Source organism: Rhabdothermincola sediminis, from assembly GCF_014805525.1.
Taxonomy (GTDB): domain Bacteria; phylum Actinomycetota; class Acidimicrobiia; order Acidimicrobiales; family Acidimicrobilacustridaceae; genus Rhabdothermincola; species Rhabdothermincola sediminis.
The window spans coordinates 57,488-81,754 of record NZ_JACFSZ010000001.1; the positions used below are offsets into that span (position 1 = coordinate 57,488).

General features: G+C 71.0%; 24 protein-coding genes and 1 tRNA gene. 16 read left to right on the forward strand and 9 right to left on the reverse strand.

Annotated features, from left to right (window positions below):
• Positions 1 to 9 precede the first annotated feature (9 nt).
• The 3 genes from HZF19_RS00370 (at position 10) to icd (ending at position 3,065) form a co-directional block, all read left to right on the forward strand.
• The gene (locus tag HZF19_RS00370) at positions 10 to 864 is read left to right on the forward strand and encodes an acyl-CoA thioesterase (RefSeq protein ID WP_208026737.1); all 855 of its coding nucleotides are present in this window, start codon (positions 10 to 12) and stop codon (positions 862 to 864) included.
• 18 nt (positions 865 to 882) lie between these two features.
• A complete protein-coding gene (gene metF / locus HZF19_RS00375) occupies positions 883 to 1,758 on the forward strand; it encodes a methylenetetrahydrofolate reductase [NAD(P)H] (protein ID WP_208026738.1) in 876 nt (291 codons plus the stop codon).
• Positions 1,759 to 1,868: 110 nt separating this feature from the next.
• Positions 1,869 to 3,065, forward strand: a complete 1,197-nt coding sequence (gene icd / locus HZF19_RS00380; RefSeq protein WP_208026739.1) for an NADP-dependent isocitrate dehydrogenase — start codon at positions 1,869 to 1,871, stop codon at positions 3,063 to 3,065.
• Positions 3,066 to 3,123: 58 nt separating this feature from the next.
• On the opposite strand, the gene HZF19_RS00385 is transcribed toward icd, so the two are convergent.
• The gene (locus HZF19_RS00385; RefSeq protein ID WP_208026740.1) at positions 3,124 to 4,806 is read right to left on the reverse strand and encodes an ABC transporter substrate-binding protein; all 1,683 of its coding nucleotides are present in this window, start codon (positions 4,804 to 4,806) and stop codon (positions 3,124 to 3,126) included.
• A 140-nt stretch (positions 4,807 to 4,946) separates the two neighbouring features.
• Here HZF19_RS00385 and HZF19_RS00390 point away from each other — a divergent pair, with 140 nt between their 5' ends.
• The 5 genes from HZF19_RS00390 to HZF19_RS00410 all read left to right on the forward strand — a co-directional run bounded on the left by HZF19_RS00390 (position 4,947) and on the right by HZF19_RS00410 (position 9,562).
• Positions 4,947 to 6,044, forward strand: coding sequence for an alpha/beta hydrolase (locus HZF19_RS00390; protein ID WP_372443421.1), 1,098 nt, complete (start codon positions 4,947 to 4,949; stop codon positions 6,042 to 6,044).
• A 106-nt stretch (positions 6,045 to 6,150) separates the two neighbouring features.
• Positions 6,151 to 7,050, forward strand: a complete 900-nt coding sequence (locus HZF19_RS00395) for a sulfite exporter TauE/SafE family protein (protein WP_208026742.1) — start codon at positions 6,151 to 6,153, stop codon at positions 7,048 to 7,050.
• 101 nt (positions 7,051 to 7,151) lie between these two features.
• The gene (locus HZF19_RS17005; protein ID WP_208026743.1) at positions 7,152 to 8,255 is read left to right on the forward strand and encodes an ABC transporter permease; all 1,104 of its coding nucleotides are present in this window, start codon (positions 7,152 to 7,154) and stop codon (positions 8,253 to 8,255) included.
• A 2-nt stretch (positions 8,256 to 8,257) separates the two neighbouring features.
• Positions 8,258 to 8,953, forward strand: coding sequence for an ABC transporter ATP-binding protein (locus HZF19_RS00405; protein ID WP_208026744.1), 696 nt, complete (start codon positions 8,258 to 8,260; stop codon positions 8,951 to 8,953).
• Positions 8,954 to 8,956: 3 nt separating this feature from the next.
• Entirely contained in the window at positions 8,957 to 9,562 is a 606-nt protein-coding gene (locus HZF19_RS00410; protein WP_208026745.1) for a TetR/AcrR family transcriptional regulator, read from the forward strand.
• Here the strand turns inward: HZF19_RS00410 and HZF19_RS00415 are convergent.
• From HZF19_RS00415 to HZF19_RS00430, 4 genes are all read right to left on the reverse strand, one after another.
• A complete protein-coding gene (locus HZF19_RS00415; RefSeq protein ID WP_208026746.1) occupies positions 9,507 to 10,496 on the reverse strand; it encodes a sulfotransferase in 990 nt (329 codons plus the stop codon). The two genes, HZF19_RS00410 and HZF19_RS00415, sit on opposite strands and share 56 nt — an antisense overlap.
• 149 nt (positions 10,497 to 10,645) lie before the next feature.
• Positions 10,646 to 12,466, reverse strand: coding sequence for a DUF6398 domain-containing protein (locus HZF19_RS00420; protein WP_208026747.1), 1,821 nt, complete (start codon positions 12,464 to 12,466; stop codon positions 10,646 to 10,648).
• Between the two features lie 205 nt (positions 12,467 to 12,671).
• Positions 12,672 to 13,205 carry an RES family NAD+ phosphorylase gene (locus HZF19_RS00425; protein WP_208026748.1) on the reverse strand — a complete coding sequence of 178 codons (534 nt, stop codon included), beginning with the start codon at positions 13,203 to 13,205 and terminating at the stop codon, positions 12,672 to 12,674.
• A 4-nt stretch (positions 13,206 to 13,209) separates the two neighbouring features.
• Positions 13,210 to 13,527: an antitoxin Xre/MbcA/ParS toxin-binding domain-containing protein gene (locus HZF19_RS00430; protein ID WP_208026749.1), complete on the reverse strand. Its 318-nt coding sequence runs from the start codon at positions 13,525 to 13,527 to the stop codon at positions 13,210 to 13,212.
• Positions 13,528 to 13,635: 108 nt separating this feature from the next.
• Here HZF19_RS00430 and HZF19_RS00435 point away from each other — a divergent pair, with 108 nt between their 5' ends.
• On the forward strand, positions 13,636 to 14,190 hold the full coding sequence (locus tag HZF19_RS00435) for a hypothetical protein (protein WP_208026750.1): 555 nt from the start codon (positions 13,636 to 13,638) through the stop codon (positions 14,188 to 14,190).
• Between the two features lie 200 nt (positions 14,191 to 14,390).
• On the opposite strand, the gene HZF19_RS00440 is transcribed toward HZF19_RS00435, so the two are convergent.
• Positions 14,391 to 14,466, reverse strand: a tRNA-Arg gene (locus HZF19_RS00440).
• Positions 14,467 to 14,583: 117 nt separating this feature from the next.
• Between HZF19_RS00440 and HZF19_RS00445 the strand changes: the two genes are divergently transcribed.
• The 5 genes from HZF19_RS00445 (at position 14,584) to HZF19_RS00465 (ending at position 17,868) form a co-directional block, all read left to right on the forward strand.
• Positions 14,584 to 15,681, forward strand: a complete 1,098-nt coding sequence (locus HZF19_RS00445) for an SCO4651 family lipoprotein (protein ID WP_208026751.1) — start codon at positions 14,584 to 14,586, stop codon at positions 15,679 to 15,681.
• Between the two features lie 171 nt (positions 15,682 to 15,852).
• The gene (locus tag HZF19_RS00450; protein WP_208026752.1) at positions 15,853 to 16,095 is read left to right on the forward strand and encodes a ferredoxin; all 243 of its coding nucleotides are present in this window, start codon (positions 15,853 to 15,855) and stop codon (positions 16,093 to 16,095) included.
• A 73-nt stretch (positions 16,096 to 16,168) separates the two neighbouring features.
• A complete protein-coding gene (locus tag HZF19_RS00455) occupies positions 16,169 to 16,987 on the forward strand; it encodes an SDR family NAD(P)-dependent oxidoreductase (RefSeq protein WP_208026753.1) in 819 nt (272 codons plus the stop codon).
• 80 nt (positions 16,988 to 17,067) lie between these two features.
• Complete coding sequence (locus HZF19_RS00460; protein WP_208026754.1) at positions 17,068 to 17,256, forward strand: hypothetical protein; 189 nt, start codon at positions 17,068 to 17,070, stop codon at positions 17,254 to 17,256.
• Between the two features lie 9 nt (positions 17,257 to 17,265).
• Entirely contained in the window at positions 17,266 to 17,868 is a 603-nt protein-coding gene (locus HZF19_RS00465) for a sulfatase-like hydrolase/transferase (RefSeq protein ID WP_208026755.1), read from the forward strand.
• 165 nt (positions 17,869 to 18,033) lie between these two features.
• Here HZF19_RS00465 and HZF19_RS00470 read toward each other — a convergent pair whose 3' ends face one another.
• Positions 18,034 to 19,035 carry an endonuclease/exonuclease/phosphatase family protein gene (locus HZF19_RS00470; RefSeq protein ID WP_208026756.1) on the reverse strand — a complete coding sequence of 334 codons (1,002 nt, stop codon included), beginning with the start codon at positions 19,033 to 19,035 and terminating at the stop codon, positions 18,034 to 18,036.
• Positions 19,036 to 19,131: 96 nt separating this feature from the next.
• On the opposite strand from HZF19_RS00470, the gene HZF19_RS00475 reads away from it, so the two are divergent.
• Together HZF19_RS00475 and HZF19_RS00480 are read left to right on the forward strand one after the other, a co-directional pair.
• On the forward strand, positions 19,132 to 19,956 hold the full coding sequence (locus tag HZF19_RS00475; RefSeq protein ID WP_307781105.1) for an acyl-CoA thioesterase: 825 nt from the start codon (positions 19,132 to 19,134) through the stop codon (positions 19,954 to 19,956).
• A 17-nt stretch (positions 19,957 to 19,973) separates the two neighbouring features.
• Positions 19,974 to 21,110, forward strand: a complete 1,137-nt coding sequence (locus HZF19_RS00480) for a sulfotransferase family protein (RefSeq protein ID WP_208026757.1) — start codon at positions 19,974 to 19,976, stop codon at positions 21,108 to 21,110.
• Positions 21,111 to 21,171: 61 nt separating this feature from the next.
• Here the strand turns inward: HZF19_RS00480 and HZF19_RS00485 are convergent, their stop codons facing one another.
• Both HZF19_RS00485 and HZF19_RS00490 read right to left on the reverse strand, forming a co-directional pair.
• Positions 21,172 to 22,422, reverse strand: coding sequence for a YncE family protein (locus HZF19_RS00485; protein WP_208026758.1), 1,251 nt, complete (start codon positions 22,420 to 22,422; stop codon positions 21,172 to 21,174).
• A gap of 38 nt (positions 22,423 to 22,460) precedes the next feature.
• Positions 22,461 to 24,185: a hypothetical protein gene (locus HZF19_RS00490; RefSeq protein WP_208026759.1), complete on the reverse strand. Its 1,725-nt coding sequence runs from the start codon at positions 24,183 to 24,185 to the stop codon at positions 22,461 to 22,463.
• Positions 24,186 to 24,267 lie beyond the last annotated feature (82 nt).

Sequence of the window (24,267 nt, forward strand, 5' to 3'; positions counted from 1 at the left end):
GTCCCGCCGATGCCCGAGTCCTTCGCCGCTGCCACCGCGGTCACCCCATCGCCGGGCTTCCCGGGCCGGTTCGACGCCCACATCCCTCCCACCTGGTCGACACCGGGCGGGGTGCACGGCGGCATGCTGGTGGCCGCCGGTCTCCGCGCCGCTCGGGAGGCCACCGACCGGCCGGAGCTGGCGATGCGCCTGGCGCACGCGGTGTTCCTCGCCCCGCCGAGCAACGACCTGCTCTTCGACGTGGTCTCGCTGCGGCAGGGCAAGCGCAGCGCGCACGTGCGTGTCACCGGCACCTGCGTGCAGCAGGACCACGCCGCCATCGACCTGACCGTGGTGTTCACCGCGGACGGGAAGTCCCCGGCCTGGCTGGACGCCCGGCACCCCGACGTGCCGCCGCCCGAGCAGCTCTCGAGCGAGAGCGGCTTCGGCGTGCCCGCTCACGGCGGCCCGATCCCCCCGCCGCCGCTGTTCGACCACCTCGACGTCCGCTCGGTGATCGGCATGGTGCCGTGGGTCGAGGGCTGGACGCCCGACCAGCCGGCGCGCCACGTCCGCTGGAACCGCTACCTCGAGACTCCTCGGTGCCCGGACGGTTCCATCGACCCCTTGGGGCTGCTGCCCTTCGCGGACCTGCCGGGTCCGGCGGTGTGGGTGAAGGGCCGCCCCGGGGAGATGCCGATGTTCTTCCTCTCCCTCGACCTGTCGATCAGCTTCCTCGAGCCGGTTCCTGCGGAATGGGTGCTCACCGACATCCGGGCCAGGTGGGTGGGATCGGGTCACGTCTACGCGGAGACCGACCTGTGGTCGGGTGGCCGGCTGGTCGCCACCTCGACCCAGACGATGCTTCGTCGCATCGTCCCCTGACCACCTAGCCTCTCGTTCGTGACGTACATCCGGGACCTGCTGGCGGCCGGCCGCACCTTCTCGTTCGAGTTCTTCCCCCCGAAGACCGACGAAGCCGCCCGCGAGCTGGAGAAGACGCTCCGCGAGCTCGAGCCCCTGCATCCGTCCTTCGTCTCGGTCACCTACGGCGCGGGTGGATCGACCCGCGATCGCACCCGCGACATCGTCGTGCACATCGAACGGGAGACGACGATGACCGCGATGGCGCATCTCACGTGCATCGCGCACACCCGCGAGCAGCTCTCGCAGATCATCTCGGAGTACCACCAGGCCGGGATCCGGAACCTGCTGGCGCTGGCCGGCGACCCACCGGCGGGCGTGGACGATTACCCCCATGACCTGCGCTACGCCTATGAGCTCGTCGAGCTGATCAGGGAGCACGACGACTTCTCCATCGGGGTCGCCGCACACCCCGAGCTGCATCCCCGCTCGCCGGACCGGGAGAGCGACCGTCGGCACCTGGCCGAGAAGCTGGCCCTGGCCGACTTCGCCATCACCCAGTTCTTCTTCGAGCCCGACCCGTACCTGCGCATGATCGACGAGCTCGACGCCCTGGGATGCTCGAAGCCGGTGATCCCCGGGGTGATCCCGGTGACGAACGCGAAGCAGGTGGAGCGCTTCGCCCAGCTCGCCGGGGCCGAGTTCCCCCGGCATCTCGCGGCCCGCTTCGAGGCCGTCGCCGACGATCCGGCCGCGGTGCGTGCCATCGGGGTGGAGATCGCCACCGACCTGTGCCAGCGGCTGCTGGAGGAGGGCGTGCCGGGCGTGCACTTCTACACACTGAACCGCTCCCGCGCCACCCGCGAGATCTACGCCAACCTGGGCCTCGTCGCGGGGAGCGCCGAGCAGCCCTGACCCGCCCCGGTTCACGAGGGGTCGGTCGACGGGCCGCACCGGGCCTGGGCGCCGACACTTGTCTTGAACTTGTCTTGCCCCGTCGGCGCTGCCGCCGGTAGCCTCGGCCCATGGCCGACAAGATCACCCAGAACGCCGACGGTTCGCTCAACGTCTCCGACCACCCGATCATCCCCTTCATCGAGGGTGACGGCACCGGTGTCGACATCTGGCCCGCCGCCCAGGCCGTCTTCGACGCGGCGGCGGCCAAGCACGGGCGCCGCATCGAGTGGAAGGAGGTGCTGGCGGGCGAGAAGGCCTTCAACGAGACGGGTGACTGGTTGCCCCAGGAGACGGTGGAGGTCTTCCAGGAGTACCTCATCGGCATCAAGGGTCCGCTGACCACCCCGGTGGGCGAGGGCTTCCGCAGCCTCAACGTGGCACTGCGCCAGATCCTCGACCTCTACGTGTGCCTGCGACCGGTGCGCTGGTTCGAGGGCGTGCCCTCGCCGGTGAAGCGTCCCGACCTGGTGGACATGGTGATCTTCCGGGAGAACACCGAGGACATCTACGCCGGCCTGGAGGTGAAGGCCGGCACGCCCGAGGCCACCAAGCTCATCGACCTGCTCCACGACGCCTTCGGGTGGACCATCAAGCCCGACTCGGGGGTGGGCATCAAGCCGGTGTCCGAGAGCGGGTCGAAGCGTCTGATCCGGGCCGCCATCCAGTACGCGGTCGACCGGGGCCGCAAGAGCGTGACCCTGGTGCACAAGGGCAACATCATGAAGTTCACCGAGGGCGCCTTCCGCAACTGGGGCTACGAGCTCACTCGCGAGGAGTTCGCCGACGTGGCCGTGGGCTGGGACGACTGCGGGGGCAACCCCGGCGATCGCATCCTGGTCAAGGACGCCATCGCGGACATCACCCTCCAGCAGGTGCTGACCCGACCGGACGAGTTCGACGTCATCGCCACCATGAACCTCAACGGCGACTACCTCTCCGATGCACTGGCCGCACAAGTCGGCGGCATCGGCATCGCGCCCGGCGGCAACATCAACTACGTCACCGGCCACGGCATCTTCGAGGCCACACACGGCACCGCCCCCAAGTACGCGGGCCAGGACAAGGTCAACCCCGGTTCGGTGATCCTCTCCGGGGTGATGATGTTCGAGCACCTCGGCTGGGGCGATGCGGCAGCCGACATCGTGGCCGCCATGGAGCAGACCATCTCCGAGAAGATCGTCACCTACGACTTCGCCCGCCTCATGGAGGGGGCCACCGAGGTCAAGACCAGCGAGTTCGCGGCCGCGATCGTCGATCGTCTCTGAGCGGCGATGAGCCGCGGGCGTGGCCGTCGCGGGAGGGGCCGGTCAGGCGGTCAACCGGTCAGCCGGTCAGCCAGGTCTGGGTCAGGCGGGTGACCATCGAGAAGCTTCCCGGGCCGCCCATAGGCCAGGAGGGCTGCCCGTCGGGGAGCGGGCCGTTGGTGATCCCCCGCACGCTGGTCGACGCCCCGACCACGGGTTGCGAGTAGTCGAGCCAGACGTAGGGGATGTCCTCGGCGAAGCGGCGCTGCACCTCCTCGTACGCTGCCTTCCGCTCGTCGACGTCCTGGGTCGAGCGAGCCCGGGCCAGCGCGGCGTCGGTGGCCGGGTCCTCGTGGCGGGGGAAGTTCAGGCTGATCGAGCCCACCGGCGCGGAGGTCTCCGAGAGCCACCAGACCTGCTCGTAGTCCGGGTCGGGGGAGCCGAACTGGGCCCACAGGATGGCCTGGTAGTTCCCGAGCACGCCGTCGAGGATGTAGGTGGAGGCCTCCACCTGCTTGATGTCGACCCGCATGCCCACCTGCTCCCAAGCGGCCTTGAGGAACTCGCCCTGTTGCCTGGCGGTCGAGGTCGCCCCGACCGAGAGCGTGAACGAGAGCGGTTGGCCGGTGGCTTCCTGGTAGGCGGCGACCTCGGCCCGTGCGCTCTCGAGGTCGAAGGCTGGGAGCCGGATGTCGCTGTACCACCTCGAGCCAGGCCGGAACAGCGTGTAGGCGGGCTGGGTCACCCCCTCGGCGATCACGTCGACCCAGGATCGGGCGTCGGTGGCGGTGGCGACGGCCCGGCGGGCGTGGATGTCGTCGAACGGCGGCGCGGCGAGGTTCAACATCACGAAGCTCACCTCGGTCTGGCCGTGCTGCTCGACGAGCTGGATCCGCCCCTGGCTGGCCAGGTCCCGGAGCCGCTTGACCGAGGTGGCGGCGCTGGTCCAGATCATGTCGACATCGCCGGTCTCCAAGGCGTTGACTCGCTGCGAGTCGTCGGTGATGGGCCGGAAGACGATCCGGTCCAGGTAGGGGAGCGGCTGGCCGGCCTCGTCGCGGCGCCAGTAGTCCGGGTTGCGCTCCACCACCAGCTCTTTGTCCGGGGTCCACGACACGAACCGGAACGGGCCGGTGCCGACCGGGTGGCGGCTCGAGTCGGGGTCGTCGAGCTGGGTGGGGGCGGGCACCGCGCCGGCTTGCCCGGTGAGCACCACCGGGAACGACGACCACGGCTCGCGCATGGTGACCACGACGGTCAGTGGGTCGGGGGCGGACACCCCGCTCACGGGCGCGATGGCGTTGCGCGTCAACGGTGACTGCTGGTGCCCTTCGATAGCCCGGATCACGGCACCGGCGTCGAGGGGTTGGCCGTTGTGGAACCGCACGCCGGGACGCAACCGGATCGTCCACTCGGTGAAGTCCGCGTTGGGGACGAAGGCCTCGGCGAGGTAGGGCACGGCCATGCCCTCCGCGTCGTAGGCGGCCAGGGGATCGAAGATCGTGAGACCCACCTCGGTGCCGTCCCCGGCCCAGCGGTTGACGGTGGGGTTCCAGCCGTCCGACTCGCTGGCCAGCGCGAAGCGCAAGTTCCCCCCCGAGCGCGGTGGCCCCTCGCTGGGCAGCGTGACGTCGGCTCCCGGCCCGGCGGTGGCGGTGGTGGTGCCGTCCGTCGAGCCGCCGCCACAGGCCGCGACGCCCAGCAGCAGTGCCAGCACGAGCGCGGCCGGTACCGCGCGGCGGGCCCTCCGATCCGTCCCCATAGTTCCCCCCTCGGTTCCGGTGAGCGGGAGCATCATCGCACCTGCCGGGGCCCTCCGTCGGTAGCGACGCGGGAGCGGAGCGCGGATCGGGTCGAGATGCCAGACTGCGGACGCTGCCGGACGAGGGGGTTGGCGAGGGCATGGTGATGGGGAATCGCCCCGAGGTGCGCACCGCTCCCGCCCCCATCGCGCTGGTGGACGTGGTGGGCCTGGCGCAACAGTCGATCAACGCCCTGGCCCGGGTGCCCTTCCGTCGCCCCTGGCAGGGTGCGGGCACCCTCATGGGCAATCTCGGAGCCTCGGTCACCCGGGAGGTGGTCCGGACCTTCATGGGCTACTCGTCGTCGTTGCCCATCGAGGAGTTCCGCTCGATCGAGCTGCTGCTCGATTCGTTGTGCGGGCTGGTCATGCCCCCGGTGGTCAGCGCCCTGGACGTCGACACCGAGGAGGCGAGCGTCGGTGGCGTACCCGGGATCTGGTACCGGCCCCGCGCCGGGCGGCCACCCGCCACCATCCTCTATCTCCACGGCGGCGGCTACATCGGCACGTCGCCTCGGATGTACGCGTACTTCACCGCCACCTTGGCCCGGGAGACGGGATGTGAGGTCTTCGTGGCCGACTATCGGCTGGCACCCGAGTTCCCGTTCCCGACAGACGTGGAGGACGCGCTTCGCGTGCTCGAGGCGTTGGTCGCGGACGGCATCGAACCGGATCGCATCTTCCTCGCCGGTGATTCGGGCGGCGGAGGCGTGGCCAGCACGGCCATGCTCACACTGGTGCGGTCGGCGATCGGGCAGGTTCCCGGCGGGATGATCCTGTTCTCGCCGGAGGTGGACCTGAAGCTCGACGAGCCCTCGGTCACGGAGAACGCGTCGTTCGACGTCCTGCCGTGGAACATCCCGACCTCGGCCTACCTGCACGGCTTCGATGCCAGCAGCGAGTTCGTCTCACCGGTCAACGCGAACCTGCGCGGCTACCCGCCCACCTTCGTCGCCTGGGGCGACGAGGAGATGTTTCGGGACCCGATCCGCCGGTTCGTCGAACGCCTGGCGGAGGCCGGAGTCGATCACGTGGCGATGGAGGAACAGGGGATGTTCCACGTGTTCCCGATCCTCATGCCCTGGGCGGACCAGAGCCGACGGGTCTACCGGGCGGTTCGGGACTTCGTGCACCATCGCCTGCCAGGCGTGGTGTCGACGACCCCGCTGGTGGGGCCACTGCGGTCTCCCGCACGCTGAACGCCGACGCCGGGCGTTCCCTCGACTCCCGGGGATCCCGCAGGGCCCGCCGCCATTTGCCCATCTTCTTGACCAAGATAGTGGGAAATACCTAAGCTGCGAGACCATGCACGAGCTGGTGTTCGTCGCCCTGGCAGGATTCGCAGCGTCGTTCGTGGACGGCGCCCTCGGCATGGGCTTCGGCCCGACGTCGTCGACCATCCTGCTCGGTGCGGGGTTGAGCCCCGCCACCACCTCGACCACGGTGAACCTGGCCAAGGTGGCGACGGGGCTCGCCGCCGCGGTCTCCCACTGGCGCTTCCGTAACATCGACCACCGCCTGGTGATCCGGCTGGCGGTCGCCGGATCGCTGGGCGCGGTGATCGGGGTGACGGTGCTCGCCAACATCGACGGCAAGACCCTCCGGCCGATCCTGTCCTCGATGCTGGTGGTGGTGGGGCTGCGGATCCTGTTGCGCTTCAGCCGCCCGCTGCCGGATGCCGACACCCCGCGGGAGGGTGTGGACGACTACGCCCACGACCCACCGAGCGTGCCGGCGTTCGACCAGCGCGGGACCGGGCTCGTCGCCGCGGCGGGTGGGGTGACCAATGGCCTGATCGGCGCCTGGGGGCCGGTGGTCACGCCGTTCCTGCTGCAGCGGGGTCTGCGGCCCCGCTTCGCCGTGGGCTCGGTGAACACCGCGGAGGTCGCGGTGGCAGCGGTCTCGGCCGGCTCCCTGCTCGGCGCGCTCGGTGGCGGGGGCCTCGATCTCGGCGTGATCCTCGCCATGCTCGGGGGCGGGATCGTCGCCGCCCCCGTGGCCGCCCTGGCCATCCGGTTCATCCCGGCGAGGGCGATGGGGTTGGCAGTGGGTGGGTTGTTGCTGCTGACCAACGCTCGCGAACTCGCCGACTGGGCCTCTCTTGCTTCCACACGCTGGGTGCTGTACGCCCTGATCGCCGTGCTGGTGGGCCTCGCCGCGCTCGCGCCACGGTGGGCGGTACGCGCCGCCGGGCACACGCCCTGACCGGCCGCGCCCGATCCTCGACGGGCGGGTCGAGGGGTGCGGGTTGTCGATGGCGACACAGCGTCGATATGTTGGCGACACCACGTCGACAACGAGGAGGTGTGCAGGTGTTCCTCGCACTGCGGGACCTGCGGGTGGCCAGGGGGCGGTTCGTGCTGATCGGCTCGGTCATCGCGCTGGTGGCGCTCCTGTCGACCCTGCTGTCGGGACTCGCCACCGGCCTGGTCGACGACGGGATCTCCGGCTTGCGAGCACTGCCGATCTCGCACCTGGCGTTCCAGCGCGGGGCGGAGAGCTCCTTCAGCCGCTCGGTGCTGGGCCCCGACGCCCTGCAGGTCTTCGAAGACGTTCCCGATCTCCGGGCCACGCCTATCGGGGTGTCGTTCGTGAACGCCTCGTCGAGCCCGGGTACCAGCGTGGACCTGGCTCTCTTCGGGGTGGACCCCCACGGCTTCCTCGCCGAGGAATCCGCCGGGGCCGCCGAGGCCGACCCGAACGCCTCATCGCTCGACGGGGGGCTGGTGCTGAGCGAGGAGTTGCAGGGCGAGATGGCACTCGGTGACCGGCTCGAGATCCTCGGCAGCGACCGGTCGCTGCCGGTGGTGGGCTTCACCTTCGGCGGCACCTACGGCCACGTGCCCATCGCCTACACCAGCCTGGCTACGTGGCAGAGCCTCGTCTACGGGCAGGACCCACGAGGGCGGTTCTCCGCCATCGCTCTCCAGGCCGACCGGCCGTTCGACGCCGCGGCCCTCGACGTCGCCGCCGGCACCGACACGGTCACCAAGACCCAAGCGTTCAACGGCTCGCCCGGCTACAGCGCGGAGACCGCGACCATGACCCTGATCCGGGGGTTCCTCCTGGTGATCTCCGCGCTGGTGGTGGGCGCGTTCTTCACCGTGTGGACCGTCCAGCGGACCCGCCAGATCGGCCTGCTGAAGGCCATTGGGGCCTCCAACTGGTACGTCGTGCGCGACGCCCTGGGGCAGCTCGCGGTGGTGCTGGCGGCGTCGATCGCGGTGGGCACGCTGGTGGGCGTTGGTCTCGGCAGCCTGGTGGGCGAGGACGTGCCGTTCAGCCTGGCGGCCGGCTCGGTCGGCGCGTCGTCCCTCGCTCTCGCGGTGACGGGTATGGCGGGCAGCCTGGTGGCGTTGCGGCGGCTGACCCGCATCGACCCGGCCATCTCCCTCTCGGTGGAGGCGTGACGATGGGGACGAGCGCTCTGCAGCTGTCCGGTGTGGGCGTCGAGGTGCGTGACGGCGACGAGACCCTCACGATCCTCGACGGGGTCGACCTGAGCCTGGAGCGTGGCGAGCTGGTGGTGGTCACCGGCCGATCAGGCTCGGGGAAGTCGACCCTGCTCTCGGTGGCCGGCCTGTTGCGCCGCCCGTCGCGCGGCGAGGTGACCGTCGCCGGGCAACCCACCACCGCGCTCGGGGTCCGCCAGCGGACCCGCCTGCGACGGGACCACGTGGCCTTCGTGCACCAGAGCGCGCAGCTGTTCCCTTCCCTGCGCGCGGTCGAGCAGCTCGAGCTGGTGGCGCACGTCCACGGTCGGCTCGACCGGGCCGCCCGGCGCCGGGCCCGGGACCTGCTGGGGGAGCTCGGTCTGGGTGATCGCCTGCACCACCTGCCCTCGCACCTGTCGGGTGGGGAGCGCCAGCGGGTGGCCATCGGGCGGGCGCTGATGGGCCAACCCGCGGTGGTGCTCGCCGACGAGCCCACCGCAGCGCTCGACCCCGAACGCTCCCGCCAGATCATGGAGGCGCTCGCGCAGGAGACCCGCCTACGCGAGGTGGCCACCCTGGTGGTGATCCACGACCCCGCCCAGCTCGACCTCGCCGACCGGCGCCTGGAGCTACGCGATCACCGGCTGCACGACGTGGCCATCAACGCGGGGTGAGGCGTGCCGCGCATCACCGGGCCCAGCATCGCTGCGCACGTGGCGCACCAGGAGGAGGCGGTGGTGCGGGCCGCGACCGAGCTGTTCGCGGAGCGGGGGTTCGCCGCGGTGACCATGGCCGACATCGCCGAGCGGGTCGGGCTGGCTCGCAGCTCGCTGTACCGATACTTCCCCGATAAGGACCACATCCTGCTGGCGTGGTTGCGGCGCGAGAACGCCGCCCTCGTGGAGCGCAGCGCGGCGATCGCCCGCTCCACCGGGCCGCCCACACTGCGGCTCCGGCGCTGGCTGCGGCTCCAGCTCGACTACCTGCTGGAGCCCGACCACCAACTCTTCACCCGGATCGCGGTGAACCTCGGTGATCTCCGGCCGGAGGTGTTCGAGGCGGTCGTGGCCGAGCACCGACGGCTGTACGCCACGGTGGAGCCGATCGTGGCCGAGGCGCTCAGCGCTCGCGCCCGGGGGCGAGCCCGGCGGGATCCCGCGTTGGTGTCCTCGTTCGTCGTGGGGCTGCTGCGGGCCGCGGGGGACGCCCTGGGGCGGGGAGTGCCGGTCAGGCAGGTGCGGGCAGAGCTCGAGCGCGCCGCGGTGGCGGTGGTGGAGGCGTGAGCCGACCGGATCGCGGAGGCTGACCGGAGCGCTCCGGCTGTTCGGTCTCACCGGCTCGCCAGGGCCAGGTGAGTGATCGCACGATCAGACGGCTGGCGGCGGGTAACTCCCGCCGCCAGCGGTCGTCGAGTCGCACCTGTATACCTTGGCGTCCACCCGGCACGCCCGGTGCGGGGTTGTGGAAGAACACCGGGCAGTCGGGGGACGCCGTGTCCGGGAAATCCGAGTTCGCCAACCCGAGCTGATCCAGCACGGGGGCGAGGGCCGTCTCGGGGTCCGCGCAGAACGCCTCGTAGCCCACCTGCACGTAGCGGGGACCGATCGCGTCGCCGATGCGGGCCACCGTCGTGTGCTGGGCCAGCCAGGCCAGAGCCACCCGGGCGTCGGTGTCGGGACCGGCGCTCCCGCGCCGGCGCACCGAGTTGACCACCCCTCGGGGGTCGCGCACGACGTGTACCACGAGCGTGCCGATCGTCCCCGCGAGCGAGGTCAGCACGGCGTCGGTGGGGTTCTTCGACACGTCGACGACCAGCCGGGCGTCGTTCGCCCACGCCAGCACCTGGACCCGGCTCTCCAGGCGGCGGAGGTAGCGTGCTTCGGCGCCGGTGGGTTCGTCACCGGCGCCGAGCCGGCGGAGCACTGCCCGGGCCCGCCGCCAGCTCCGGTCGGAGGGAGCGACCTGGCGTTGGAGGGCGAGCAGGCGATCCAGCTCCGCCGGCGCGAGATCGGTGGCGTCTGCCCATACCGGGCAGGCGCGGGTGGGATCGCCGCACGCGCAGCGCAGATCGGGGTCCCGCCGCAGCGACCGCCACAGGGAGGTGAGCTCCCCGCCGTAGAGGGCGCCGGGCAGTGCGCCGATCACCCGTCCCACGATGTGCGTGCCTCCTCGCGGAGTGCCGATGACGTGGACCAGGGTCGGCGTCCGTGCGGCCATGAGCGCACCATCGCAGGCGAAGCTGACATCCGGCCCTCCATCGGCCTACGGGAGAGCGAACCTTCGGTGGCTTTCCGGTGCGCGTAATCGCTCGTCGGGGTGACACTCGGGCCGCGCTGGGCGGGGGACGGCAGGGATGCCGGTGGCGATCAGCGGCCCTCGCCGAGCTGGTCGCGGATGTCGATGATGCCCAGCCGGCGGGTCGAGACCAGGTAGTCGGGTGAACCGAGCGTGAGGTCGAACGTGGAGGTGGGGAAGCCACCCGCCTTGAGCAGGGTGCCGGCCCGCTGGGAGCTGCTGCCCGTGAGTCCGAAGTGCGCGAGCATCGCCTTCTGGGTGAGACCACCCATCCGCTGGTCGAATCGGCCGTTGGCCCGGGCCACGATCCAGCAGATGGCCGCCGCCGCGGTGTCCGCCCTCCCTCGGCGCCGGAACACCTCCGGTCCCCGCCGGGCGATGCGAGCCAGCACCCGCCGGGCCGCGGTGCGGTACTCCACGTCGAGCAGCTCATCGCAGCACCGGTCGCATCCCGCGAGCACCTCGGCCACCCGTTGGTGGACGTCCTCGGCGATACCGGACCAGTCGAACGGCTCGTCGGGCAGCGGGGCGTCGTCGAGTGCGTCGAGTGCCTCGGGTCCACCGACCGCCTGCTCGAGGAGCCCCCGCATGAACGAGTCGTACTCCCAGGGGTCAGTGTCACTGATGCCCTCGTACCAGGGTTCGTCACCGGGGCGATCCCCGGGCTCTTCCGGGTCGAACGCGCCGAGGCCGGCGAGGAGGGCAGCGGGGCTCTGCGGGCGACGGGAGCAGATGGCGCGGCGGTACTCGGGCTCCGAGCGGTCGATGGCGTCGAGCGTCTGGTCGGTGAGGTAGGAGGGGATGGCGCGCTCCGCATGGCAGAAGCGCACGAAGGCCCGCAGCAGGTCTGGCGCCTTCGCCAGGAAGGCCTGCCCGGCCATCACCTTGCGGGGCAACCAGTCGAGGAGGAGGATCTCGACCGCGACGGGACTCCAGCGCATCGGGTCGCCGGGGCCGTAGTCGCAGCCGAACCACAGGAAGGTGTCGAGCAGATCCCGCCGATCCCGGTCGTCAAGGGGGGCGCCGACCGGTGAGGCGAAGAACCGGTCGGTCAGGGCCTGGCGGTCGTCATCCGTCCACACCGGCCGCTCGTAGCCCCGGCCACCGGCGGGCAGCAGGCCGGCCATCCACTCCACCAGGGCGCGGCACGCTGGCCAGGTGTCGCTCTCGAACGGCGGGTAGGTGATCGAGGCGAGCTCGATCGCCTCGACGATGCGGGCCTTGGCGTCGGCCAGTGGTATCTCCGAGAAGGTCGTGTCCGGGTCGTTCGCCGTGGCCCGCATCATCTCGGTGAGCTCGCCGATGGGCTCGGGGACCACGAACGCGTCCTTCACGATGGTGCCCAGGTTGTGGTCGATGTAGACCACGGCGGTGAGCTCGTGGCCGCTCGGCAGCCGCACCCCCACGACCACGTTGTCGCCGTCGCCGAGCACGTGCACCATCTCGATGGTCTGGTAGGCCTGGGAGTCGCCGATGGTGGTCAGCCACGCCGGGAGCCGGTGACCTCGCTGGTCGAGGACCCGGGTGATGCGCCGGGATTCGACGTCGTCGGTGCTCAGGGCGGCGATGGCGGCCAGGAGCACGGAGGTCTCCGGGCGGTCGACCTCCAGGAACGAGTGGATCAATTCGTCGCGCGTGAGGTGATCGGCTCTGGGCTCGGGGGACTCGAACGGGTCGACCCCTCGAGGATCAACAGCACCGAGCAGCGAGCTGGCCAGCGCCAACAGCGGCAGTGGATCGTCGTCGGCGGCGGCGCGGCGCACGTTGCGCAGCAGGTCGGGCTCCGGGTCGTGCCAGCCCGTCTCGCCGGGCTGGCGCAGTTGGTACGACAGCGGCCGGGTCCCCTTGGGGGTGACCCGGCCACCCTTGCGGTGCCGGCCTCGTCTTGCCATCGTCCCAGCCTAGGACCCTCATCGGAGCCCTCGGTTCGGGATGGGCAGATCGTGCGAGCCTTCGATGGTGTCCATGCGCGAGGTGTCTGGGCCATCACGCGCGAAGCGGGTGCCGAACAACGCGCCTACGTGCAGCGTTCGCTTCACGACGAGCTCTGGTGTCGGGGCGTCTCGGGTCCCTGCTGCGACCGACGGCCTGAGGGGATCACGGGGTGCCGAGATCGTCGATGGTGCGCCACTCCTCGACCAGTGTGGGCTCGACGGTCCCGAGCCCGATGTGCTGGACGAAGACGGCGAGCACGTCGTCGACACCGGCAGCAGACGGCGACAGGACGGCCTGGATCCCGAGGGTGTGCGCAGTCGCACCGAGGTCTTGGCAGGTCGCCCAGTCCGGACCGGTCAGCACATCGAGACCAATCCCGACTTCGTGTCGCGTGCCAGCGTCCGTGAGGTCGAGCACACGATCGAGGCGGATGTCGTAGCGATACAGATGGCGCGGCAAGAGCCCATCGACGCCGATCGGTTGCCGCTCGCCCAAGCGCTGGAACTCGGCGACCACGCATGGACGTGTGCGGCAGATGTAGAGAACGGGGAAGCTGCCGGCCGGGTTGAAGCGACCGCCATGCAGCCGGGCACCCTCACCGCTCAGCGGGTCAAGGCGGGGGCTCAGGTGGCGCCAGCCTTCACCGCTGAACGGCGACAGCCTTGCCGCGGCGACACGAGTCGGGTCGACGTCCATGCAGCTATGCGGTCACGCCTTCGGCCATGGCGAGGACCGACGCGATGACTCGGTGGTACTCGCCTTCGGCGATCAGCTCCAAGGGCTTCCGCCAATCGAGATCTGGGTTCGGGCTACGAAGCCACAGCCGAGCTGGTTCGTCCCGAAGAACGGAGCGGAGTACGTCGACGACGGCCTTCAACTCGAGGAGTCGATCCTCGGCCTCGCGCCGAGGGTGGGTTTTCGAGGTGGCCCAGCGGCTGACGCTCCTCGGAGTCGCGCCAGTGATCCGAGCGACGTCGCCAACGTCGATGACGTGCGTTTCGATCAGCTCGTCCAGCACCCCGCTCATCGTTGCCATCGGCCGCTCCTTCTTACCGTCCTGTGATTCAACGGATGTTCGTCAGCTAGTATGTCGCAGAAACGTCTGCACAACGGCATCGGAGCTGGCATGGACCTCGGCCACGGCTTCATCCCTCGCGTGGACGCCCGCAACTACAAGGCGGTGGAGCGCTGTCTGACCCGTGACGGCCCCGGCCTCGGGGAAGGGGAATCGTTCGTCTGCGCGTCCAAAGTGAGGAACCAGGAGCCGAGGGCGGATGGCAGTCGCCCGTCGAAGGTCCCTGACGGTCGCGTGTCCGTCCCGCATCCGGGCAGATCCGTCTCAGCGCTGGAGTGGTCGCGTCTGATGGCTGTTCCTTCGTTGCGCGGCCAGCTCGTCTGTCGGCTGCCGTGCTGCGCGTTCGGCCAGCCGGTGGAAACGACACCTTCCCGTGGTCGCGAGCACAGCCTTCACAGCCGAGTCTCGGAGGCGAAGGAGCACAGCGGCACCGGCTCAACTGCGCTCGGTCAGGTCGTCCGACTTCTCGAGCAGCGTCAGAGCGTGGCTCGGACCGTGGCGAGCGCTCTCATGGCCGCTGGCCTTCCGCCGTTGTCGACCGAGCGCACTGAGAACCAATTGGCGGCCGCCCGGTACTTCGCCGAGGCGGTCTCCGACGTTGCGTAGAACCAGAGTCGTATCTGCGTGTGCTCGGCGTTGCGCGACAACCTTGAAATGGACTCGTGGTCAGTTGCATCTCCGGGATGGTCAGTGGTCTACTGGCGAGCGATGCAGGGCTCCCGGTGGCCCCTGCCGTCGGGGGGCGCCCGGCGTGAGAGACGCCATGCCGGCGAGAGGAGCCGTCTCTTCCCTGCGACACTGCGACGTGGCGCCCCCGGCAGGATTCGAACCTGCGACACACGGTTTAGGAAACCGTTGCTCTATCCCCTGAGCTACGAGGGCATGACGTCCTCGGGAGTGCGCGGTGCGCCGCTCCCGGGCGTCGACCGGGCATGGTACGCGCCGTGGCGGCCAGCGCCCCTCCGGATGGTCACCAGCCCCGCGGGGTACGGTGTGGTCATGTTGCGACGCTGTGTGGTCGTCTTGGCGGCGGGCCTACTACTGGCCGCGTGTGCCACCAAGGAAGGCACCTACGTCCAGGTGGACACCGACGCCGACCCGGACTCGCCGGCGGTCGCCGAGCGCCACGGCGGTGCCGGGCGGGCGTTCGACACGGTGGCGCTCGCCGCCGCTGCCGACCGCACCGCTGCTGCGACGACCGGCAGGTTCCGGGTCACGATGTCGATGGACATGTCTGCCGTGGGTGCGCCGACCTCCGTCCCGGGTTCCCTGTCGGTCACGACGTCCGGGGAGGGTGCGTACGACAACGGTCGTCAGCTCTTCTCGCTCACGATGCGTACCGAGATGCCCTTCCTCGAGGGCCTCGAGGGCGTGGCTGGCGGTCAGGGCGTGTTCGGCGATCTCGTCAACACGGATACGGCTGTCGTCAGGACCGGCGACGTCGCCTACCTGCGCATGCCCATGATGGGCGTGCTCGACCCGTCCATCGCCGGCAAGTGGCTCCGCGTCGACGGCTCCCGGCTCGGCGCGCTCGACAACCTCGGTCTGTCCGGCCCGATGGGCGACCCGCTCACCGATCCCTCCGTCATCCTCGGCTACCTGCGTGGGGTCGGTGCCGATCTGACCACCGTCGGCGCCGAGGTCATCGACGGGGTCGAGACCACGCACGTGCAGGCGGTGGTATCGGTCGGTCGGGCGCTGGGTGCATCCGGCGCTGACCGGGAGCGCATGGAGCAGCTGTTGGGTGGTGTTGGTGGGGAAGTCGACCAGGCGCTTCGGGACGTCACGTTCCCGGTCGACGTCTACCTCGACGCCGACGGGTACGTCCGGCGGGTCGCGATGACCTACGACTTCGGCGAGCTCTTCGGCGCGCTGTTCGGCGCGCTCGATGGCCTCGAGGGAACAGGCCCCGGATCGGAAGGGCTCGGCGCCATGCCCGATCTTGGAATGACCATGACCATGACCGTCGACTTCTTCGACCTGGGCCAGCCGGTCACCATCACCGAGCCCTCCCCCGACGACGTGGTCGACATCTGTGATGTCGTCCGCACGGCCGACCCTCTCCGGGGGTCGGCGACCGTTCCCTCGATGTGTTGATCCCGACCTGACCGGTCGGTCCGGTCACCTCGGCCCGGGTACGCATCGCCCGGGCACCCATCGAAGGCCCGCCCGCGACCGTCGGGCTCGGCGGCCCGATCGCCGGCTGGCGGTCCCGGTGCCGGGCGAACCACAATCGTCCGACCCGCCCTCTCCCACCAGCGAGGAGCCATGAGCTACAGCGTCTGGATCGACCAGGATCTCTGCACCGGTGACGGCATCTGCGCGGAGATCGCGCCGGACATCTTCGTGCTGCTCGACGACGGCCTCGCTTACGTGAAGGACGGAAGCGGGGTCAAGAAGGACCCCGGCGGCCCGCAGGGCATCGTCGCCATCCCCGATGGCAACCTCGACGCGGTCATCGAGGCGGCGGAGGAGTGCCCCGGGGAGTGCATCTTCATCGAGCCCAGCTGAGGTCGCGGGAGACCCTGCCACCGGCCCGTGACTCGGCCGGGAGACCCGCTGCTCGAGTGGGTAGCGTCTCGGCATGACCCTTCCCGCCCCCGCCCCTGATCGCACCGCACTGGTCACCGGCGCCTCCTCCGGCATCGGCGCCGAGATCGCCCGTGATCTGGCCCGCCGTGGCCACGGGGTCACCCTCGTCGCCCGCCGGGCCGACCGACTCGACGCCCTCGCCGCCGAACTGCGTGAGCAGGGCGTCCGAGCCGAGGTGCTCCCCGCCGACCTCGCCGACCGGGCGGCACGGGCCGAGCTCCCCGGGCGCATCGACGCCCTGGGGGTCACGGTCGACATCCTGGTCAACAACGCCGGGCTCTCGACCGTCGGCCCGGTCGCCCGATCAGACCCCGAGGCGGAGATCAACATGGTCGAGGTCGACGTGGTGGCGGTGGTCGATCTGTGCAGCCGGTTCCTCCCCGGGATGGTGGAGCGGGGCCGGGGGGCGGTGCTCAACGTGGCCTCCACCGCGGCCTTCCAGCCGCTGCCCGGCCAGGCCGGCTACGCGGCGGGCAAGGCGTTCGTCCTCTCCTACACCCGCAGCCTGAGTGGCGAGCTGCGCGGCACGGGCGTCACCGCCACCGCCCTGTGCCCCGGGCCGGTGAAGACCGAGTTCAGCGACGTGGCCGGCTTCACCGGTGAGGATGAGAGCGCGCTGCCGAGCTTCATGTGGGAGCGCGCCGACGCGGTGGCCCGGGTCGGTGTCGACGCCCTCGACCGGGGCCGCACCGTGGCCATACCCGGGACCGCCAACCGGGTGGTCGCCTTCGCCGCCTCCCTGACCCCGAAGGAGCTGCTGGTGCCCATGCTCGCCAGCCGCCACCCCGGTCTTCGGCGGTCCCGATCCTGAGCGCCGGCCCCGGCCCCCGGTCACCGGCCCCCCGGTCACCGGCCCCACCTGCGCCGACCGAACAGGAAGGACCCGATCCCATGGCTCATGATCCCGTCGTCGCGGAGACGGTCCGCGAAGCCGACCACCTCGAACCCCGCTTCGTGCTGCCCGACCAGGAGGCGCGGGTGGCGGCCAGGCTCGACGCCTACCGTGGCGCCACCGGCAAGCGACCCAACGTGGTGTTCATCTACTTCGACGACGTCGGTTGGGGTGACTTCGGGTGCTAAGGCGGTGGGGTGGCGGTCGGGGCCCCCACGCCGAACATCGATCGGCTGGCTCGGCGTGGCCTGCTGCTCACCTCCTGCTACAGCGAGCCCTCCTGCACGCCGTCGCGGGCGTCGCTGCTGACCGGTCGCCTGCCGATGCGCCACGGCCTGCTGCGCCCACCGATGTACGGCGAGCCCGGTGGGCTCGCCGGTGAGATCACCCTCGCGCAGTTGCTGTCCGACGCCGGCTACGTGACCCAGGCGGTCGGCAAGTGGCACATGGGCGAGAACGTCGAGTCCCAGCCCCAGCACGTCGGCTTCGACGATTTCTACGGGTTCCTGTCCGTGTCGGACATGTACACCGAGTGGCGCGACCCGTACTTCTTCCCCGAGATCGTCTACAGCGAGGAACGCACCCGCTGGGTGCAGAACCTGCCGTTCAACAAGTGCTTCGTGCACGCCACCCGCGGCGCCGAGCTCGAGACGGTCGAGGAGGTCACCATCCCGGTGCTGTCGGAGCTCGACGACCGCTGGGCGACCTACTCGCTCGAGTTCATCCGCCGGATGGGGGCCCGGTACGCACGAACTGGCATGTCAGACGCGTGCTGGGGCACGCGTCTGACATGCCGGTAGGTGGGAGGGGCCGCGGGTCGCCATCGAAATGGCAGGTGGATCGCGTGCTGGGGCACGCGTCTGACATGCCGGTAGGTGGGAGGGGCCGCGGGTCGCCATCGAAATGGCAGGTGGATCGCGTGCTGGGGCACGCGTTTGACATGCCGGTTCGCGGTTTGCGGGGTCTCAGGGGTCGGTGCTCACCGCGAGGGTGACCACGAACGGGCGATGGTCGCTGCCCGCGGCGGGCAGATCCCGCACCCCCACCACATCGACCTCGTGCAACAGGGCATGGTCGAGCCGGGTGAAGGGGCCGAGGGCTCGCAACCCCTGACCCTCCATCGGCCACGAGGAGCTGAGCCCCCGACCGACCGCCTCGTGGGCGTCCCGGAGAACGCCACGCTCGAGCAGTGACCGGAATGCCGGATGCCAGCGACCGGCGTTGAAGTCCCCCGCGATCACCGTCGGCCCGTCGAGGCGGGTCGCGAACCGGCGGAGCTGGCCGAGTCGCCACTCCCAGCGTTGCACCTGACCCTCGCCGGTGGGGGCACCCACGTGGACTCCCCAGACCTCCACGTCCCGATCGCCGACCCGCACCGCGCCGGTGGGCATGTCGATGCCACCGACCTTCTCCACCCGGGCCTCCCGCAGCGGCAGGCGCGAGAAGATCCCCGTGCCGTAGGTGTCGCGGGCCGCGTCCAGCTCTTGGAACGGATAGTGCTCGTCCGCGCCGCGTCGGTGGAACAGCTTGACGTAGGCCGGGGTGAGCTCGATCAGGACCAGCACGTCCGCGCCCGACGCCAGGGCCTGGTCGACGGCGCGCTCAGGGGTGGGGTTGTCGAAGCGGAGGTTGGCTACGTACACGTCGAGCGTGGCCGCCCCCGACCCCTCCGCTGCGTTCGATCCCACAGCGAGGGGGACCATCATCGTGCACACCGCCACGGTCGTGAGTCCGGCCACCACGGCCAGCCGGCGCCGGCCGAACCACACCGCGACCCCCAGCGCCGCCGACGACGCCAGCACGTAGTAGGGCAACACCATCTGCAGGGCGGCGTGCGTAGGACCCCACGTGAAGCCCAGGATCGAAGAGAGCACCACGGCGGAGGAACCCACGGTAACGACCCACGTCGTCGCGAGCACCATCGTGCGCCCGACCGGCAGGCGTGGAACGGCCGGCGTGGTGCGCATCGCACCAGCCTCGCGTTTCCGGCGGGGGGCGTGCAGTCGCCTAGGGTGCCCGGCGAACCCGGCTCCGGCCGATACGGGTCACCGCAGGAGTTAGGCGTGCAGCTCACCGACATCCTGGACCTCGAGGACCACGGGCGAGACACCTTCGTCGGGGCCGGCCCCCGCTACCCCTGGGGAGGGCTCTACGGCGGTCAGATCGTGGCACAGGCGTTGCGGGCCGCGGCGGCGACCGTCGCCGCGGACTTCGACGTGCACTCCCTGCGGGCCTACTTCATCCGCCGCGGCGACCACACCGAGCCGGTGCGCTACGAGGTGGACCGCATCCGCGACGGCCGGTCGTTCTGCACTCGCCGGGTGGTGGCTCGTCAGGCCGTCGGGGCCATCCTCAACCTGGAGGCCTCCTTCCAGGCCGCCGAGCGCAGTGACGACATCGAGACGGTGTCGCTCCCGGCCGGGCTGCCGGTGCCCGGCGAGCTGGAGCCCAGCTCCTGGAGCCCGGTGTTCGAGCGCCGCTTCGTGCCCCCCTCGCGGATCGCCCCGGGTGAGCGCTCCGGTGCCGGCCGGGCCGCCGCCTGGCTGCGGGTCCTCGACGAGCTCGACGGCGACCAGCTCCTGCACCGCGCCGCCCTGGCCTACCTCTCCGACGATCTGCCCACCGACGCCGTCGTGCGCGCCCACCCGCTCGCCAGCGAGCCCGAGGAGGTGCTGCACCAGGTCCTGTTCACCGCCAGCCTCGACCACACCATCTGGTTCCACCGCCCGATCCGGGCCGATCGCTGGCACCTGCACGACTTCACCTGCCACACCTTCGTGGGTGGCCGGGGGTTGGCTATCGGCCACGTGTTCACCGAGGACGGCACCCACGCGGCCACGATCGCCCAGGAGGTGCTGCTGCGCGACAGCCGCGAGCGAGGGACCTGACGCCCTACGCTGCGGCGATGCTGGCCGTCGAGGAGCTCCTGGAGTCGGCGTGCGCCGCCACCGGGCTCGACGATCTCGGCCCGCCGACCTGGCAGGAAGGCCTGGCGGTGCTCGTCGACTCCGCGAACGGCGACGCCCGGCTCACCGAGGTCGGCGAGCTGATCCTCGCCGCGCAGATCGGCAGCTCTCTCACCAACCGCCTCCGGGTCGTCGACTGGCACCGCACCCACCCCGAAGCTGCCCGGTCCACGGTGGAGCAGCCCGTGTTCATCCTCGGCCTGCCCCGTACCGGCACCACGCTGCTCAGCTACCTGCTCGACGCCGATCCTCGGAATCGCTCGCTCCTGCGTTGGGAGGCCTTCGCAGCGGTCCCGCCACCCGACCCGGCCACGGTCGAGGGCGACCCGCGGGTGGCGGCCGCGCAGGCTGAGATGGACGCCCTGTACACGTCGGCCCCCGAGTTCAAGGCCATCCACTACGAGGCGGCCGACGGCCCCACCGAGTGTGTGACCGTGCTCGGCCAGGACTTCCGCAGCGTCCACTACGAGACCCTCGCCAACCTGCCTGCCTATGGCGAGTGGCACCAGAGCTGCGACATGGTGCCCGCGTACGAGTGGCACCGAACCATGCTGCAGACGCTGCAGTGGGCCTGGCCTGGTCGCTGGGTGCTCAAGTCCCCTTGCCACAACCTGGCGCTCGATGCTCTGGACACGGTGTACCCCGACGCCCGTTTCGTGTGCACCCACCGCGACCCCACCGAGGTGGTGGCCTCGCTGTGCAGCCTGGTGTCGGTGCTCACCGGTCTGGGCACCGACCACGACTTCGACGCGTACATCGGGCAGCGATGGCTCGACCTCGCGGCGACGATGATCGACCGCTTCGTCGACTTCCGCCCGCGCGCCGGTGAGGAGCGGTTCCACGACGTCGACTACCGGGCGCTCGCGGCCGACCCGATCGGCGTGGCTTCCGAGCTGTACCGCTGGTTGGGCTGGCCGTTCGACCCGGAGGCGCACGCAGCGATGGACGCGTACGTGGCCGCCAACCCCAAAGGGCGGTTCGGCCGCCACGAGTACGACCTCGCCCGGTTCGGCTTGGCGGCGGAGCAGGTGCGGGAGCGGTTCAGCGCGTACCGGGCTCGCTTCGACCTGGGGTAGGGGGACCGGGCTGCGTGGGGGTCGGCTGGTGATGGTCGAGCCGAGCCAGTCCAGGGCGGGGTCAGCGCATGTTGCCGGTGTGCCCCAGGCTGTAGCGCCCCGGCTGGGGCCACACCGTGAGCCCGTGCGGGCCCTTCCCCACCGGGATCCGTCCCGCCAGCGCCCCGGTGGTGGTGTCGAACACGTAGACCTCGTCGTCGTAGCGACCACCCAGCCACAGCTCCCGGCCGTCGGGCGTCAGGTTGCCCATGTCGGGGCTGCCGCCGCCGGGCACCTCCCAGCGGTCGACGACCTGGTTGGTGGCGAGGTCCAGCACCGCCACGCTCCCCGGCCCTCGTGGCGGGCCGGGCACCCGGTTCGATCCCCGGTTGATGACGTAGAGCTTCGTCGCGTCCCGGCTGGGGTACAGGCCGTGCGCGCCGACACCCGTCTCCACGAAGCCGATCTCGGTGAAGGTGGCCGCGTCGATCAGGTACACGCCGTTGCGCATCATCTCGGCCACGTAGAAGGTCTTGCCGTCGGGCGAGATTCGGACGTCCTGGGGCATCCCCCCGCCGCTGAGCTCCAGCATCCCCACCACCCGCCGCTCGAGCAGGTCGATCTTCGCCAGGCGTCCGGCGAACTCACAGGTGGCGATCAGGTAGCGGCCGTCGATGGAGAAGTCGATGTGGTTGATCCCCGCGCAGTCGGGTACCTCGAGGCTGCGGTGCAGCGCCATGGTGTGCGGGTCGCGGAAGTCCAGCCGCCGCAGCGCCTCGGCCACCACGATGGCTTCGCTCCCGTCGGGGGTGAAGTAGAGGTTGTAGGGATCCTCGACCGCCAGGGTGGCGACCGGCTCGCCGCTCGGCGGGTCGATCGCGGTGAGCGAGTAGCCCTGGTTGCTCAGTACCCACAGCGTCCGCAGGTCGTACGAAGGCACGACGTGCTGGGGCTCGGCGTCAACCGGGAAGGTGCCGATGACCTGCTTGGTGGCGACGTCGATCACCGTCACGTCGTTGGAACGGCCGTTCGGCACGTAGACCCTCAGCGGGACCTCGGCGAGCCAGGGTTGCAGCTTGCCGGCCGCGGTCTCGCTGTAGAGGTTCGCGGGATCGACCACCGGTGGCATGTCCGACACGGTGTCGATCGCCGGCGGCGAGCCACCGCTGTCGGCCGGGTGGGGGGCGGTCGAGGCGTCGTCGGTCGGCGCAGTGGTCGTGGTGGGTGCCGTGGCCGCATCCCAGCCCGAGCAAGCGAGCGCGCCCGGGGTCAGCGCCAGGGTGATGAGCAGGCCTACGGCACGCCACCATCGTGGGCTGGTCGACGCGCGCATCACGGCCGGAGGGTATCCGCGGGGCATCCCGCCCCTGGTCAGGGTTTGACCGTGAGCTCCTGGGTGCGACTGGCGAGGACCACGCCGTTCCCGGTGACGGTCAGGCTGTAGACACCGGCGCTACAGGCTTGGGCGGACCCGCCGAGCAGGCTCGAGGACACCCCGGGACCCGAGACGCTCACGGTCACCGGACCCGTCGCGCTCACCTCCCAGGTGAGGGTGGCGCACTCACCGCTCGCGACCTTCTTCGGATTGAGGTTCAAGCTGGCGATGCTTACCCGCATGACCGTGGTGGTGGTCGTCTCGGGCGGCGGTGGTGGTGGGAAGAACCCACCTCCGGCGGTGGTCGTGGTAGGCAGGGTCGTGGTGGTGGTCTCCGCCGTCGGCGCCGTGGTGGTGGTGATCGGCACGGTGGAGGAGGTGACGAAGGTCGTCGTCGAGCGCTTCGTGGTGGTCGTCGAGTCCTCCGCCACTGCGGCCGTGTCGAGACTGGTGTCCTGATCACCTGACCGGCTGGCGAGGGCGATCACCGCCACCAGCAGGATCGCCGCCGCGATGCCGATGCCCACCCACCGCTTCGTTCTGCCCGACTCCAGGGTCCCGGCCCGGCGGCTGGCCACCGGCGTGTGGACCGGACCGGAGGAACCGTCGCGGGATGCGCCACCCGCACCCGCGCCCCCGTCCGGCGCGGCTGCCGCGGTCGCGGCGAGGGCGGGCTCCGAGGTCATCGAGGGCTCGAGCTCGGTGGTCGCGGGAGGTTCCGGCTCTCGGGGGGTCTCTGATGCTGCATCCTGCGAGGTCTCGGCCGCCGCGCCGGGGATCTCGAGCGTCTCGCCGGCGAGGGCCGCACCGGCGAGGGGCGCACCGGTGAGGGCCTCCGTGGCCGGCGAGGCGTCCTCACCGGTCGTCGTGGCCGGCGGGGCCGGAGCCGTGACGGCACCGAGCACCTGCTCACGCACGTCACCAGGAGCGGGGGAGAGGGGGATGGTGCCGAACAGCTCCACCGCGGGCAGGGCCACCAGCGATCGGCCGCGGCAGGTCGCGCAGGCGCGGATGTGGCGGTGGATGAGTCGGCTGGCGGTGGGATCGAAGCTGGTCGCGCCCTCGGCCCGCAGCTCTTCGGCGAGCTGGTCGTGGGCGGGAGTTCCCCCGAGCCACAGCAGCCGGGTGCGCAGCGCGGCGGCGTATCCGGTGGGCAGCTTGGCCAGCCGGTCCTCCACCGCACCGACGTCCGCGCCCGTGGCGGCCGCGATCTCGGTGGCGTCGAGACCTCCTCGCCAGTGGAGGTCGAGGACCTCCGCGGTCGGCGCGCCCAGCACCGCCGCGGTCTCCCACAGCAGCGCGGCGACGTCGGGGTCGCTGGCCAGCGCGGTGGCGTCCGTCCCCCGGGTGATCCGCCCCGCGGCCCGTTTGGGATCCGAGGGGGGTGTGGGGGTGATGGCACCGATCGTGCTGTTGCCCGTCCCGGAGGTGGCCTGCGCCACCCGGGCCGCGAAGCTGGTGTCGGCTCCGTCGTCGAGCTGGTCGCGCACCTGCCCGAAGGCGTTGATCAGCACCCCGGCCGCGTCCCGGGCGTTGACCCCACGCCGAGTGACCCGATCGAACGCGAAGTCGAGCCAGTTCTCCACCAGCCCCCGCCAGGCGCTCTCGTCGCCCAGGCGCACCCGGGAGACGGCTTGCTCGTCGCGGACCCGGCGCTCGGCGCGGGATCCGTCGCGCCCACCGGCACCCCCCGGTGAGCGCTTGTTCCGTCGTTTGCTCATCGCGCACCCCCTTGCGTGCCGGTCCACCGGGCGCTCCTCGGGAGCCGGCCGCAGCAGACCGCGTGCGTGCAGAAACCCTAGG

Excerpts from the sequence above, each read along its gene's own strand:
- HZF19_RS00480 (WP_208026757.1), top strand. The coding sequence starts at position 19,974 with ATGCTGGCCGTCGAGGAGCTCCTGGAGTCGGCGTGCGCCGCCACCGGG.
- HZF19_RS00460 (WP_208026754.1), top strand. The coding sequence starts at position 17,068 with ATGGCTCATGATCCCGTCGTCGCGGAGACGGTCCGCGAAGCCGACCAC.
- icd (WP_208026739.1), top strand. The coding sequence starts at position 1,869 with ATGGCCGACAAGATCACCCAGAACGCCGACGGTTCGCTCAACGTCTCC.
- HZF19_RS00435 (WP_208026750.1), top strand. The coding sequence starts at position 13,636 with ATGGACCTCGGCCACGGCTTCATCCCTCGCGTGGACGCCCGCAACTAC.
- HZF19_RS00420 (WP_208026747.1), bottom strand. The coding sequence starts at position 12,466 with ATGGCAAGACGAGGCCGGCACCGCAAGGGTGGCCGGGTCACCCCCAAG.
- HZF19_RS00445 (WP_208026751.1), top strand. The coding sequence starts at position 14,584 with ATGTTGCGACGCTGTGTGGTCGTCTTGGCGGCGGGCCTACTACTGGCC.
- HZF19_RS00415 (WP_208026746.1), bottom strand. The coding sequence starts at position 10,496 with ATGGCCGCACGGACGCCGACCCTGGTCCACGTCATCGGCACTCCGCGA.
- HZF19_RS00370 (WP_208026737.1), top strand. The coding sequence starts at position 10 with ATGCCCGAGTCCTTCGCCGCTGCCACCGCGGTCACCCCATCGCCGGGC.
- HZF19_RS00485 (WP_208026758.1), bottom strand. The coding sequence starts at position 22,422 with ATGCGCGCGTCGACCAGCCCACGATGGTGGCGTGCCGTAGGCCTGCTC.
- HZF19_RS00455 (WP_208026753.1), top strand. The coding sequence starts at position 16,169 with ATGACCCTTCCCGCCCCCGCCCCTGATCGCACCGCACTGGTCACCGGC.
- HZF19_RS00385 (WP_208026740.1), bottom strand. The coding sequence starts at position 4,806 with ATGGGGACGGATCGGAGGGCCCGCCGCGCGGTACCGGCCGCGCTCGTG.
- HZF19_RS00390 (WP_372443421.1), top strand. The coding sequence starts at position 4,947 with ATGGTGATGGGGAATCGCCCCGAGGTGCGCACCGCTCCCGCCCCCATC.
- HZF19_RS00470 (WP_208026756.1), bottom strand. The coding sequence starts at position 19,035 with ATGCGCACCACGCCGGCCGTTCCACGCCTGCCGGTCGGGCGCACGATG.
- HZF19_RS00405 (WP_208026744.1), top strand. The coding sequence starts at position 8,258 with ATGGGGACGAGCGCTCTGCAGCTGTCCGGTGTGGGCGTCGAGGTGCGT.
- HZF19_RS00425 (WP_208026748.1), bottom strand. The coding sequence starts at position 13,205 with ATGGACGTCGACCCGACTCGTGTCGCCGCGGCAAGGCTGTCGCCGTTC.
- HZF19_RS00395 (WP_208026742.1), top strand. The coding sequence starts at position 6,151 with ATGCACGAGCTGGTGTTCGTCGCCCTGGCAGGATTCGCAGCGTCGTTC.
- HZF19_RS00490 (WP_208026759.1), bottom strand. The coding sequence starts at position 24,185 with ATGAGCAAACGACGGAACAAGCGCTCACCGGGGGGTGCCGGTGGGCGC.
- HZF19_RS00450 (WP_208026752.1), top strand. The coding sequence starts at position 15,853 with ATGAGCTACAGCGTCTGGATCGACCAGGATCTCTGCACCGGTGACGGC.